Genomic DNA, 13,737 nt, shown 5'->3' on the forward strand with positions numbered 1-13,737 from the left:
AAAGGAATCAGGGAAACAAACATTGGAATGCAGTCTTTTGGGGAAGGTTTCGGGTCCTGCCGTCTTATAGGTGCTCTTGCCGTCATTTTCATCGATGATGCCAAGGAGGGCCAATTAACGGTACATTCAGGTCAGCAGGCTTTCTTATATCTTTGGGTTTGGTTTAAATCGATTAGTAGCAAGTAATGAGATTGCTCTCTTTAAAAGGGTAAGAGGCAATCTTTTGTTATTGAGGAGTTCATTATAAGGTTGGATTATATCAAGAAATATAGAAAAAATCTGATATAATTAAGTTGGTAAATGGTGGATGTAAATAGGAGGAATTACATGTGTACAGAATGTAATATCAAGTCATCAACAGTCGTTGGTTCTGTTGTAATTAATGTTAGAAGGTGTAAGAAAAGGCCTGCAAATGATCATGGCGCCGGAATAGTTGGAAGGTTATTTTATGTTACTAAAATAGCATCTCGAGGAGAAGGGGTGTATGGACATGTCATAAACGAAACTACCGGAAGATTACAAAAAACTCAGGCTCATATTAGAGATTGCGAGTTTGAATTAACTAATTTTAAATGGGAAAATGGGATTTGTTCAAAAATACAAAATATATAGGAGGGGATAGTATTGGGGGTTTATATTTCCGATTTTGAACGAGAGTTTACTGATAGAACATTATCTATATTGGATGAATTAGGAACTGGGATAGAGAAATATGAAGTAACATTATTAATAAATTTATGCATAGGATTAATCACCTTACCTAATGAATACTCGAAAAGAAATAATTCAACATTCTCTAAATTTTTAATGGATAAATATAATGGAATTAGAGTACAAGATGTTTTATCTACTATAGAAGCTGGTAAAGGAGTAATTAAAATTGAAACAACAATATATAAAAATATTCTCAATGTACCATATGTTGACTACTTAAGGAAACTAAGAAATGCAATTTCTCATGGAAGGGTGGAGTTTTCAGGTGAAGAAAATATTATTTCATCAATTACGTTAAGTGATAAAGACAATTCATATATTACGTTAGAGGTTGAAGAGCTTAAAATGATTAGTAGAAATATTGCAAATGTACACTTGAATTTCTTTGATTATATAAAAGCTAAATATTAAAAAGCAGCTTTAAATAGTGTGACCGTTTTTGAACATTCAAAATCGAATTCAAATCTCAAAGTTTTAAGGTGATAAGAATGTCTATTTATAAAAATATTTTTCATTATTATCGTGGACCATCGATAAAAGGCGCCGAAGAAACTAAACATTTACAAATCGAAAATAATACCACGAAGGCATTTGTTAATATTTTACAAAATTCTTCACCAACTCTTACCATGAAACTGACAAAATGGTTAGGGTTAAACGGAAATGAAAATGATACTTTTGAGTACATGTATCAAGTCTCTAATGAGCTTCATCGCAAAACTCCACAAGCTGTTGTAATAGGAATTGCAGAAACTAAAAACATGATAAATAACTTACAAATGAAGAAATATTATACTCCCGATGGAGCAATTTTATCAGATAATGTTTCTATTTTAATAGAAACGAAGATAGGATTAAATTCTTACTTAGAAATTAACCAGCTAGAAGGTCATAAAAAAAGATTTGCTATAAATCAAAAGGTTGAAAAAAATATTATTTTGACCTGGAGTGATATCAGGAACTTTTTACAGGAACAATATCAATTTTTTAAAAAATCAAATGATGTATTAACATGCTTCTTATTGGAACAGTTTGAAGAATTCTGTGTTATTAATTGTATAGGTGGAACTAAGACAAATGAATATTTCTTTCTTCAGTTTGAAAAGGTTAAGGCTCAAAAGTTAGCAAGAAAAATTCATGACTATATTTGGAATGAATCAGGATACCCAGATATACAAGATGCAGGAACGAAAGATGGGATAGGATATAAAAGAGTAAGTAAGCCCAAATTTGCTACTTTATCTATCCAAAGGCAAAGACATTTTATTCTTCATTTCGGCAAGAAAGAGGAGAGATTAGGTCTTAGTATTCAAGAAGAGATAGATAAAATGCTGAGTAGGAACTTTCATAGACCAGACTATGAGATTGAAAAGTATCCTCATGAAGCTTATATAAGATTAGAATGGGTAGATAATTTTGATCAAATTAAACCTTACATCGATTTAGCATATAATTTACGATCGTAAAAAAGGAGACTAAGCATGATGGAGCCAAAGGCTTTTGGATCATTTGTTAAAAGGGGAGAAAATATTTATCGAACATCAACTTTCATTCAGTGGGGAGATTCGGAGGAATCTATTGGAGCATGTCTTTTACAAAATCCAGGATCAGCTACACTAGATAAAGAATTAACTCAGTTACTTAATGCAGTGGGGTCTGCCAGTGGTTGGATTAAGGCAGAAGATCCTACCATGAAACAGTTAGTCTCTGTTATCGAAGGAATTTACGGTAAAAATAAGCCTATTTCAGGTCGATTACATATCTATAATATTTTCAATCTTCAAAATACTAAGTCAGAAGATGCGATAGATCATTTTGAAAATCTTGTCCATTCTGGTGAATATGATATTACAAAACCGCTAGTTAATATAAACGAATTTAAATTGCACCCTTGGATTCTTCTTGGATGGGGGGTTAAACAAGAAAAGAAGTGGAAGAACTTTCAATTAATTAAGGAGAAATGGCTTAAATTAATAAAAGAAACAAATGTTCCTTCTTTCGGAAAAAAACATGAAAAAAAGAATGAATATTATCACCCATGCCCACTCATTTCATCACACAGACCAATGATGGCTCAAGAGCTGATTAATATATATAAGCAGCAGTTTTGTATTCAACGTTTTCCAAGCTATGCAACAAAACCTAATTTGATCGTAGAAATGAAACAAGTTGAAAAATATGACGATGACGACCATGGATGGTATAGAACACCTGCAAATCCTGAATCCATTGTAAAGGGATTCTCTCACCTAAGCATCCAAAGTGGCTATAAACTAAGGGCGTATCAATTTAGTGATGGTGGCGGTAATGGTAATGGAATCGTATGGGCAATTCCTGAAAAAAAGGAGTTACAGGATGTAGAAGATTGTAAGCAATTAGATGGTTTCTTATCTGCTCCAAAACCAGCTCATGCATTGTCAGATTTTATGCAAGTCATTGAAGGAGATAAAACACCTTTATCTTATTTACAGGCGGCAATAGTATATCATGAATTACATGAATTTGGAGCTAATTGGCATGGGACATCTTGGGGAAGAGATGTTATCTTGCCAGTGCAAGAGGAATCAGGAGATGAATCATATGATTATAACGTTAATGATGAATGGGAAATGATTGAGAAAGAGCCTGATATAATAGAACCTCATTTTTATTACAGTAGGGAAGGCTATCCCGTCATTGTATTTCATACCATAAATGATATCGGAACAGTCACATGGAATCGATATGTACATGTATTCAGTAAAGATGACTATACATTAAAAGTTGAACTAACATGTATTGCGACAGGTGGTGCTGGAATTATCTTTTAAGATCGATTGAACGGTACTTGGTTCAGGTCGACTCTTCAAAATAAGTAGTCCCATTTTTTCAGGGGTGCTTGAAAAGAACAAAAAAGAGACATTCCTTTGGGAATGTCTCTTTCCCCTATAAACTCATCACACTCATCATCCCCTCATGCGTAGCTTCCTCAATCGTCCGCGGTCCCAGGCAATCTCCTATTTGTTTCACGATGGGAGCATGGCCTTTCATTTCTTCGAATAGTTCTGTGTTGGGTATGCGGCCAAGGGAGAGGACGATGGAGTCCCAGTTTGTTAGTTCTTGTTTTTGTTGGGTGAATAGGTTCCGGATGATGACGTGATTTTCTTTGATTGCCCCGATGTCGTAATGGGGTAGGAGTGTGACGTTTAGGTTGTATAGTTTTTTTAGGTATTCGTTCCTGAGATATTGGTGGACGGTTTCACCGATGTGCAGTCTTGATGATATGAGTGTGACTTGGTGGTCTTTTTCGGCCAGGTAGATGGCTGCTTCCATGCCGGGCCAGTCACCGCCAAAGTCAAATACGAGTACGTTTTCCCCCACTTTTTTGGTTGAGCTGAAGAGGTCATCACTCATGATGATCCGTGGGTCATCAATTCCTTCGATGGCTGGTGTATAGGGCCTTGATCCTGTTGCACAGATGATGGCGTCAGGTTTTGATTCGGTTATTTCTTGGGCGGTTGCCGTTTTGCCTAATTGTACATTTATATTGCTTCTCATTAGTTTCCTGGAGTAGTTATCGAGCATCGATTCTGCGAGTTCATGTCGCATCGGTGCTTTGCGCATGGTTTGAAGCAGGCCGCCGATTGATTTGCTTTGATCGATCAGTGTAACGGAATGACCTAGTGAATCTGCGGTTATGGCTGCCTGTAATCCGCCGGGTCCTGCGCCGATGACGAGGACATTTTGTTTGTTTCTCGTTTTCTTTAATTCTGGTAAGATCCATGCTTCTTTACCTGTTGTCGGGTTTTGGACACAGCCAATCGGCAGTCCTTTATGATAGTGACCGATACAGGCTTGTAAACAGCCGATGCATGCATCGATTGCCTGCAGGTCGCCATCTTTTGCTTTGTTGGGCATGTCTGGGTCGACGATTAAGGCCCTGGTCATTCCGACGACATCGGCTTTTCCGGTGGATACGATCTGCTCCGCTTCAACGGGGTCGACGATTCTATTCCCGACAAATACTGGTACGGCTCCTGCCATCCTGATTTTGAATCCATGTGGTGAAAGGTATGCGTGCTTTATCGGTGATGGCGGCACGATATGGGTTGATCCCTCGAAGGTACTTGAATCTCCGGCAGTGACATTGATGAAATCCAAACGGACTTTCTCAGCGAGATATTCAACGATTTGCACGGAATCCTTCATCGTTGTCCCGTCCATCGTCAGTTCATCTGAACTCATGCGAATGCCGACGGTAAAGTCTTCCCCGACTCTGTCCCATACTTTCTCCAAGATTTCCACGATGAATCGCATCCGATTTTCAAACGACCCGCCATAGTGATCGGTGCGTTTATTTGTATGCTGTGACCAAAACTGGGCAGGAAGATATCCGTGTGAACAGCAAATTTCCACTCCATCAAGTCCGCCTTCCTTTGCCAGCTGTGCTGAATGGGCGAACCCTTCAATCACTCCTTCAATATCCTCCAAACTCATTGGTTTTGGCATCACGCCAAAGCGCAGGCTAGGAACGGCTGAAGGCGCCCATGCCGCATTTCGATAGTCGCTCGATACGACTTCCCTTCCGCCATGGAATAGCTGCGAGAAAACCTTCGTTCCATATTTATTGAGCGTTTCGGAAAGCTCTTTGTAGGCATCGACGATTCTTTGGTCATAGCCTGCGATCGTTTTGGATGTAAGCATGCCGGATGGATGGACGGATGCCGCTTCAAGGATGATCAATCCGACGCCCCCTTTAGCACGGGCTTCATGATAGGCCACCATATCCGAAGTGGGGATTCCGTCCGTAACATGATTTGTTTGATGTGCTGTACTTAAGATCCGGTTTTTTAATTCAGTAGAACCGATCGTTAATTGGGTAAACAGATTCTTGAATTGAGCCATATCCATGACCACTCCCTAATGTTAGATAGAATGATAGAATGAGAGTATAGAGGGCAGCCATTCGCCCCCTACCTATCCCTATACAGGTTCAATATGCAATAACCATGCCGTTCCAGGGGAATGTGGTTTCATATTCGTTTTTTTACTTGGATAAAGAGGGTATGGCTCATGAATATAGTATTTTATAGATAGATAAGTGAACCTTTTTTGGAAAGAGGTGATTCATAAAAGGTTCGGCATTAGATTGGTTGATATAGAGACCTTCGTCGCTTATGAAAATGATACTTATTTCTTTTCGTATAAAAAAGTGTAACAAAATCGGTTCGAAATCAAAATATGGGGTGATGTGATGGAAGTAAAAAAGGAATCACTAATTGTATTTTCCGATATTTCTATTTTGGATGTAAAAGCATTATTGAAAATTAATTCCTCACCATTTATTGTCATGAAAAATCACTTGGAAATCCTCGGCATATTGGATGAAGGTTTCTTTTTGAAGAGATTGGATAGCGATGGTCAAAATCAGGAAATCACGGCTTATCTTAATACATCGTTTGTCGTCGTGGATGATTTAGATAAGCTAAGTGAAGAGGATTTGAGCACCTATGATTTTGTGATTCAACATGGCGATAACCAATATAGCTGCTATCCGATCTCTGAAGTCAGGGAAATGCAGCTTAAAAAGAAGATGAATAGCTTAATCAGTCTAAATGAATCACTAAAGAAAGAGCTGGAAGTGACAAGAAAGAAGGTAAAGGAGCTCACGCAAATCCTGCATTCCAGCTATGATGAAATTTTCGTGACGGATGCGAACGGGGACACGCTATTCGTGAGTGAAGCGTGCAAGAAGCTTACAGGGCTGCCGCCGGAGGCCTTTATTAATAAGAACATAAATGAGTTGGTTGAAAAGGGATTGATCGTCAATTCGGTTACATTAAAAACGATGAAAACGAAAGCGATCCATTCGGCGGAGCAAACCTATCCGCATGGATTGACGGTATTCAGCACAGCGAAGCCGATTTTTGATGAGGAGGGGAACTTATATAGAATCGTTTCGAATTCCAGGGATATCACGGAATTGGTTGAGATGAAGAATCAATTGAATAGAGTGAACCTTAGGAACCAGCGGGCCCAGCATGAAAATTCGAGAACCGTTTCATTCAATAACTTCATTACAAATTCGGATAAGATGATAAAGGTTTTGGAATTAGCTGAAAAAGTCGCCCCGATGGATTCCTCGATCTTCATCCATGGAGAAACAGGAGTCGGAAAAGGGGTTTTAGCAAGGGTCATTCACGATCTCAGCAGCAGAAAGGATAAGAATTTCATTCAAGTGAATTGCGGCGCGATTCCATCGGCTTTAATTGAGTCCGAGCTGTTTGGCTACGAAAGCGGTGCATTTACGGGAGCTAATAAGCACGGGAAAAAGGGGCTGGTTGAGAGTGCTGATGGAGGCACGTTGTTTCTTGATGAAATCGGGGAAATGCCGCTCGACATTCAAGTGAAAATCCTGCATTTGGTACAGGATCGAACATTCATGAAGGTGGGAGGAACGAAGGAGAAAAAGGTGAATATTCGCATCATCTCCGCCACGAATAAAGACTTGAAGCAAATGATCAAGAATAATCAGTTCCGCGAAGATCTATATTATCGGCTGCATGTCGTTCCAATGGAAATACCGCAGCTGCGTGAGCGGAAGGAAGATATCTTATTATTAACCGATTATTTTCTGAAGAAGTTCAATGAAAAATACGGTCAATCCATCACGGTTGATGATCATTCCAAGTTAATTCTGCAGCTGCAGGATTACCCGGGCAATGTTCGGGAGTTGGAAAATGTAATCGAACAAATCGTCGTGACGGCCAGGAAACCTATCGTAACGATAGAGGATTTGCCTTCCGATTTAACCTACAAAGATACGGCACTGGTCAATTTAACAGGAATCATTCCCTTGAAAAAAGCGTTAGAGGAAACGGAAAAGCAATTATTGTCACAGGCCCTTTCCACCTATAAATCAACCAGAAAAATGGCCAAGGCCCTGGAGGTCAGCCAAACGACGATCATGCGCAAACTGGGCAAATACCAATTTAGCTATCAGGACGATTAATAATAAATTAACCTTTTTGAAATCTGAATATTCAAAAACTTGGTATGGATATTGCATATTTAATGATTGATTATTTCTATTTTGATAAGGGGGGCAAGAAATGGGTGAGCTGATTTTCTCTTTAAGCTATGGGGGTTCCTTAATTGTCATGGGGTGGATCACGAAGGTTTTCCTAGTAAGAATGAAAAGAAACCAAGAAGAAATAAAAGCAAAAGATCCGATTGAAAAGGTGGGGATGTAAGTGGCCTTTCTCCTTGGTATCATTATTTCCTTTTGTGTTTACGTCTCGATTGGCATCTTTTTATTCAGGAAAGTGAAAAGCTCAGAGGAGTACTATGTTTCTGGACGAAGCGGAAACACATTGATGATAACGGGTACGCTAGTTGCCTCTTTCCTAAGTACGGTATCCTTCATGGGGGAAGCGGGATTTTCCTATGAAGGGTATCCGATCCTGCTGCTTATCCTCGTGATTTTTAATGCAAGCGGCTATATATTCGGAGTGTTCCTGTTTGGCAGGTATTTAAGAAGAAGCAAATCATTGACCGTTCCTGAATTTTTTGGTAACCGCTTTCATTCCAAGAAGGTAAGGCTGGCGGCTGCGATCACGACGATTCTCGGAATCGCAGCATACTTGGTTGCCGTTACTCAAGGGGCAGCCGTGTTATTGGCCGAGGTTTCCGGGGTTTCCTATCCAATGGCCCTGGTGATCATGTGGGTCGTGTATTCATCCTTCACCATTCTCTCAGGAGCGAAGGGCGTCATGGTCAATGATACGATAATGTTCTTTTTATTCTCGATCGCAACGTATCTTAGTTTTCCTTATATCATCAAATCCGCAGGCGGATTTCCTGATGCCGTTACGAAAGCGGCAAACCTGGCTGAACGGCCTGATTTATTAAGCTGGCATGGCATTACCGGACCTGCCGCAACGATGGGCACTCCTTGGGAAGCATTGGCCTGGGCCGTCATCATGGGCTTGGTCTGGGGCATTGTCATCGCCGTGAGTCCATGGCAAAGCAGCCGATATTTAATGGCCAGAAATGAACATGTAGCCATCCGGGCCGGCGTTTGGGCAACGATATCCATTTTGACCGTCTATTTGTTCCTTCATATCAGCATATCGACAATCACCACCATTAAAGCGGATATCGCCCCGACGGAAAAGGTATTCATTTGGGCAGCGATGAATATTGTCCCGACATGGCTTGGAGTCATCATCGTCAGCGGCATCATGGCTGCGGCCTTATCATCCTGTTCGAGTTTCCTTCAGATTATAGGAAGCAGCATTACACGGGATATCATGGAACAATCACGGAAAAAGGAATACACAGATCATCATCTATTACGCGCCAGCCGCATATCCATGGTCGTGATCAGCTTGATCATTCTATTGATTGGCTTGTTCCAGCCGCCTGCCGTCATGTGGATCGGCTACTTTGCGGCTACACTATTTGCGGCATCATGGGGACCGATTGCCATATCAAGCGTATTCTCAAAGAAGGTAACGAAAGAAGGCGCATTTTGGAGCATCGTATTCGGCTTTTTTGGTGTGATACTCGGAGAAAGTCTCGGCATGTTTGGTATCAGCCTTCCCGTTTACCTCAATCCTGTCATCATTGGTTTAATCCTAAGCATAGGCGCACTTATCATTGGCTCCAAGTATGGAACGATCACCATCGAAGAAAGGGAATTTCATGCAAATATCCTTCAAACCCCGATTGAAATAGACGAGCAGAAAGAAATGAACATCACCCGCAGATACCCAGCTTATTTAATGATAAGCGGCGTCATGATCATCATGGTTACACTGGTGTTTTATTATTGGCCGATCAATATGAATTGATTGAGATGGCAGGGGGAATCCCCTGTCATTTTTTTCTGAAACTATCACTATGACTATTTTCATTCGCCTCATGAGTAAAAACCAAATGATTTGTTTATGTCAGTCTTTCAACTAAATTAATATTGTGTTGAAAGAGTGGATTTCAATATTTATCTCCTTTTTATCAAACGAGACAAAAAAGTAATATATTTCCATGTTATACTTTGAGTAAACAAATAAGGAGCTGCATACATGATTAGAATATATGCTTTCATTTTAATTTTACTTGCTGGCTTAATGGTAATTGGTTGTTCTTCTCAATCGAATGTAAAGGCATCTAAAGGAAAGACATCTAAAGAAGAATCTGAACTAAAAGATCCCGCAGACTCTTTTATCTACGAAACAAACAAAACTGAACATAAACAAACAGTGATACTTGAATTCGAGTCGAAATAATATTAAAAAGAGCGACTGCAGTTAATTAGCAATCGCTCCTTATTATTTATTTACCTGGTCTTATAGTAGTTTTCAGCAGTGTAAATGGGCCAGTCCCAAAACACTACGCCTTGTGAAATAATATAACGGTCTAAGAAAATTTCGAAATTAAGATTTGGAGATGCAAGTTCTGTAAACTCCAAAATATTAAGGTAATTTGGATCCCCAACCTTTAGTTTTTCTGTATCTAATATGAGATAACAATCACCCAATAAATGCCCAATCGGAATCCCAAATCCCTCCATTAACTCAAGTTCTTGAGCTTCCTTTACTTCATCTAAACTAAATAAATGAAGGCCGCCACCTATGTTAATATCGTCTTCTGCGATCAATTCATATATTCTTGCCCCATTATGAAGTGTTAAGAAGGCCTTATAGTCTTCAGGAAGCTTAATGTTATTTTCCCTTTCAAACATTTCAATTTCAGTTGTTTGTATTGGAGCATTAAAAGAACAAGAAACGTTACCAACTTCACCTTCGTGTGATATTGTCTTCATTCGATTGTTGATATTCAACAATTTTTTAAGTCCAGATAGGGTGTTATGCACGAAATGACTCAATTCACTAATCCCCTCCATTATTTGTTAATATGAAGCCCGCCATAGTTTCTATTTGTTGATGGAGTCATCTTGGCAATGGAAATAAATTAGACATTGAATTTGTTCCGCCATAGTTTAATGGCAATTCATGATGTATATCATTTCGATGTGGAACATGCTTTATTGAAACAGAAATCAAAAGTAAAATCATTCAATGGTTTCAGTAGTTGTTTTTCCTTCATTTGGAGCGTATTTATAGAATGTCATGCCTGCTAACCCAAGAAGAATGATGACTACTAGAACACCAGTAACCCACATGATGATTTTCTTTTTCACGTTTTTCACTCCTTAGATGTTATCTTTTCATTGCTCTTGCCTACTTAATTATTAATAATATCATGCAAAACTTAAATGTAAGATAATTACTTTTTAGGGAGAGGAGCTTTGAAATTAAAACAAGAAAGAACAGCCGACGTCAGGCTGTCCTTTTCAGTCCCCATTATCTTCATGATAAGTGCCTACCAACCTCTGATAAAAAACCTCCAGAGTTATTAATCATCTATAAAACAAAAAATCATTGACTGATGGAAATATCCTGGTTAGAATAGGGGCAAGATTTGAAAGGAGCGATAAATGTGGCATTTTTACAACTATACTGATATACACACATATTATGGAAAAAACCACTTTTTATAAGGGGTTATTTGCTGTGTGTATAGGATGGATATGTTGTAGGAGTTTTGTCGTTCTGCCGGATATCTATGCCAATTTTTTCCGTACACAGAGCCCTTCTGTGTACTTTTTTGTTTTGGAGGGATTTAACTTGATGGAGTTACTTTTCTTTTGATGCGAGTTTGGGAGTTGAGCTCATATCGATTAGATGCTCATTCAGCGGTGACCATGAAATAGGGGGAGTATACATTGCAATTTCTATTATTCTTTTGATGCGGGCTTGAAATAGAAGCTCGTATCGATCCAAGCTATCGATACGAAATCACAAATTTCGGAGGTAGCGAATATGGAACAAATATGTTTTGAATTAGAAAATGTCGAAGTGACTTATTTAGATAAAGAGATTTTGAAGATTGAACGATTAGCTGTGCATCAATTTGACCGCGTCGGCATCGTCGGGAAAAATGGTACAGGGAAAAGTACGTTATTGAAGTTACTTGCTGGAGAAATTCAACCGACAAGCGGAAAAGTGAAGGGTTACGTTGATCGTGGCTATTTTGAGCAAGTTGAAGCGCCTGTTGTTGCAGAAGCTGATCCAGCGTTACTGGGAAAATTGGCAGTTCCGCGAAATTCTGCGTCGCTTAGCGGCGGTGAGCAAACGAGGCTGAAGCTTGCCCAATTGTTTACCCACTATAATGAAGCGTTGCTTATCGATGAGCCGACAACCCACTTGGATCAAGGCGGCATTTCGTTTTTACTTGATGAGTTACGTTATTACTATGGTGCGCTTGTCTTGATTAGTCATGACAGGGCTGTACTGGATGAACTCGTGACAACGATCTGGGAAGTGCATGAAGGCGAGGTATATGTATATTCAGGGAATTACAGCGAGTACATGGCACAGAAGCAGTTAAAACGTGAACAACAGACGCAGGCTCATGAACAATTCATTAAAGAAAAGAGCCGACTTGAAAAAGCGGCGCAGGAAAAAATGAAAAAGGCTGAAAAAATCGCTCAAGCTGGAAGGTTGTCAAAAAAAGAGGCGAATGCAAAACCGAATAAAACGTTTATGACGAAATCGAAAGGCACAAGCCAAAAAGCCGCACAACGTGCAGCGAAGGCAATTGAGCATCGAGTGGAAAAACTTCAGGAAGTGGAAGCAGTACAAGAGGAAAGGCAAATCGTATTTCGCCAGTCAAAGCAATTGGAATTGCATAATAAGTTCCCGATAATGGCGGACCGACTGACTCTTCAAGTGGAGGAGAACGTATTATTGGATGAGGTGAGTTTCCAGCTGCCGCTCGGTAAAAAAATAGCCATCACAGGCAGCAACGGCAGCGGTAAAAGTACTTTGCTGCACCATATTGCGAATAATGGTGCCGGTTTAACGGTTTCTCCAAAAGCGAAAATGGGTTACTTCCGTCAAATGAGCTATAGATTTGCAAAAGATGAAACGGTTCTGCAATTCCTGGGGAATCGCTCGGAATATGATGAAGGATTTTTAAGAAGTGTCCTGCATTCGATGCAGTTTACCGGGACGGATATACTGAAAAGCGTTCAGTCCTTAAGTGGCGGAGAAGCGATTCGCCTCCAGCTTTGTCAGTTGTTTCTAGGGGAATACAACATTCTGCTATTGGATGAACCGACTAATTTTCTGGATATCACTGCCATTGAAGCATTGGAACGATTCATGGCTGGATATAAAGGCACGATCATATTTGTATCCCATGATTCAGCGTTCATAAAGCAGGTTGCCGATATTCAGTATAAAATACAGGCGAAAAAATTGGTTCAAGTGTGATTTTAAAATTATGGCAAAATAAGCCGATGGAACAATTCCGTCGGCTTATTTATATAAGAGTAAATAAACACATTAAGGATGGATCGTAACCAATGTTCCGATTGGAACAATCCTTGATAATTCCTCCACGTCCCGATTATGCATGCGAATACAGCCTTTTGAGACGGCTTTACCAATTGAGCTGGGATCGTTCGTTCCATGAATGCCGTAGTGCTCCTTGGATAGACTCATCCACATTGTACCGAATGGGCCTCCGGGGTTGGGGGCTTTATTAATGATGATGAATTTTCCTACCGGTGTACCGAACAGCATTCTTCCAACGGCGATTGGATATTGTTTCTGCAATACTCCATTTTTTAGCAGTCTTAGCTTACGGTTGTTAACGGACACATCGATCTGAAATGGAATGGTATCAGCAGGAGGAAAACCAGGGATCATAATGGGTTGACCAGGATAAATGACGTTTGGATTTATTGTCGGGTTAGCAGCGATGATTGCCGATAGCGGTTTCCGGTAGTCCCTGGATATCTGTGTCAGTGTTTCACCTGGTTTAACTGTATGAATCAGTCTGAACACCTCCATAGGTTATAGTGGTCACGTTACATTCTATGTGAATTTTTAAAAGTGTTTCGTAACTCGCTGTTATCTGTTTTTAATGAAACTAATATGTTAAGTAACCAAGCCGAAAAGAAACCGAAATGAA

13 protein-coding genes are annotated in these 13,737 nt (G+C 39.7%); 9 read left to right on the plus strand and 4 right to left on the minus strand.

Going from position 1 to position 13,737, the window contains the following annotated elements; all coding sequences use genetic code 11:
* The first annotated feature begins 327 nt into the window (after positions 1–327).
* The 4 genes from A6755_RS06995 to A6755_RS26570 all read left to right on the plus strand — a co-directional run bounded on the left by A6755_RS06995 (position 328) and on the right by A6755_RS26570 (position 3,524).
* Positions 328–612, plus strand: coding sequence for a hypothetical protein (locus A6755_RS06995; protein WP_063590232.1), 285 nt, complete (start codon positions 328–330; stop codon positions 610–612).
* 12 nt (positions 613–624) lie between these two features.
* Positions 625–1,125: a HEPN family nuclease gene (locus A6755_RS07000; protein WP_063590233.1), complete on the plus strand. Its 501-nt coding sequence runs from the start codon at positions 625–627 to the stop codon at positions 1,123–1,125.
* 77 nt (positions 1,126–1,202) lie between these two features.
* Positions 1,203–2,180 carry a hypothetical protein gene (locus A6755_RS25915; RefSeq protein ID WP_084737506.1) on the plus strand — a complete coding sequence of 326 codons (978 nt, stop codon included), beginning with the start codon at positions 1,203–1,205 and terminating at the stop codon, positions 2,178–2,180.
* 15 nt (positions 2,181–2,195) lie between these two features.
* Positions 2,196–3,524, plus strand: a complete 1,329-nt coding sequence (locus tag A6755_RS26570) for a hypothetical protein (RefSeq protein ID WP_134402100.1) — start codon at positions 2,196–2,198, stop codon at positions 3,522–3,524.
* Between the two features lie 115 nt (positions 3,525–3,639).
* Here A6755_RS26570 and A6755_RS07015 read toward each other — a convergent pair whose 3' ends face one another.
* Positions 3,640–5,598, minus strand: coding sequence for an oxidoreductase (locus A6755_RS07015; protein ID WP_063592477.1), 1,959 nt, complete (start codon positions 5,596–5,598; stop codon positions 3,640–3,642).
* 349 nt (positions 5,599–5,947) lie between these two features.
* Between A6755_RS07015 and A6755_RS07020 the strand changes: the two genes are divergently transcribed.
* The 4 genes from A6755_RS07020 to A6755_RS07030 all read left to right on the plus strand — a co-directional run bounded on the left by A6755_RS07020 (position 5,948) and on the right by A6755_RS07030 (position 9,983).
* Entirely contained in the window at positions 5,948–7,705 is a 1,758-nt protein-coding gene (locus tag A6755_RS07020; RefSeq protein ID WP_063590234.1) for a sigma-54 interaction domain-containing protein, read from the plus strand.
* Between the two features lie 100 nt (positions 7,706–7,805).
* Positions 7,806–7,946 (plus strand): hypothetical protein, encoded by a 141-nt coding sequence (locus A6755_RS26965; protein ID WP_153246165.1) that lies wholly within the window; start codon positions 7,806–7,808, stop codon positions 7,944–7,946.
* Positions 7,947–9,548, plus strand: coding sequence for a sodium:solute symporter family protein (locus tag A6755_RS07025; protein WP_063590235.1), 1,602 nt, complete (start codon positions 7,947–7,949; stop codon positions 9,546–9,548). It abuts the gene before it with no gap.
* Positions 9,549–9,779: 231 nt separating this feature from the next.
* Positions 9,780–9,983, plus strand: a complete 204-nt coding sequence (locus tag A6755_RS07030; RefSeq protein WP_063590236.1) for a hypothetical protein — start codon at positions 9,780–9,782, stop codon at positions 9,981–9,983.
* A 50-nt stretch (positions 9,984–10,033) separates the two neighbouring features.
* Here A6755_RS07030 and A6755_RS07035 read toward each other — a convergent pair whose 3' ends face one another.
* Together A6755_RS07035 and A6755_RS27900 are read right to left on the minus strand one after the other, a co-directional pair.
* Positions 10,034–10,582, minus strand: a complete 549-nt coding sequence (locus tag A6755_RS07035; protein ID WP_063590237.1) for an SMI1/KNR4 family protein — start codon at positions 10,580–10,582, stop codon at positions 10,034–10,036.
* A 186-nt stretch (positions 10,583–10,768) separates the two neighbouring features.
* Positions 10,769–10,897 carry a hypothetical protein gene (locus tag A6755_RS27900; protein WP_284108473.1) on the minus strand — a complete coding sequence of 43 codons (129 nt, stop codon included), beginning with the start codon at positions 10,895–10,897 and terminating at the stop codon, positions 10,769–10,771.
* Positions 10,898–11,579: 682 nt separating this feature from the next.
* Here A6755_RS27900 and A6755_RS07040 point away from each other — a divergent pair.
* Positions 11,580–13,034 carry an Msr family ABC-F type ribosomal protection protein gene (locus A6755_RS07040; protein WP_063590238.1) on the plus strand — a complete coding sequence of 485 codons (1,455 nt, stop codon included), beginning with the start codon at positions 11,580–11,582 and terminating at the stop codon, positions 13,032–13,034.
* 72 nt (positions 13,035–13,106) lie between these two features.
* Here A6755_RS07040 and A6755_RS07045 read toward each other — a convergent pair whose 3' ends face one another.
* Positions 13,107–13,601 carry a L,D-transpeptidase family protein gene (locus tag A6755_RS07045; protein WP_063592478.1) on the minus strand — a complete coding sequence of 165 codons (495 nt, stop codon included), beginning with the start codon at positions 13,599–13,601 and terminating at the stop codon, positions 13,107–13,109.
* Between the last annotated feature and the right edge of the window lie 136 nt (positions 13,602–13,737).

The organism is Peribacillus frigoritolerans, assembly GCF_001636405.1.
GTDB lineage: Bacteria > Bacillota > Bacilli > Bacillales > DSM-1321 > Peribacillus > Peribacillus frigoritolerans.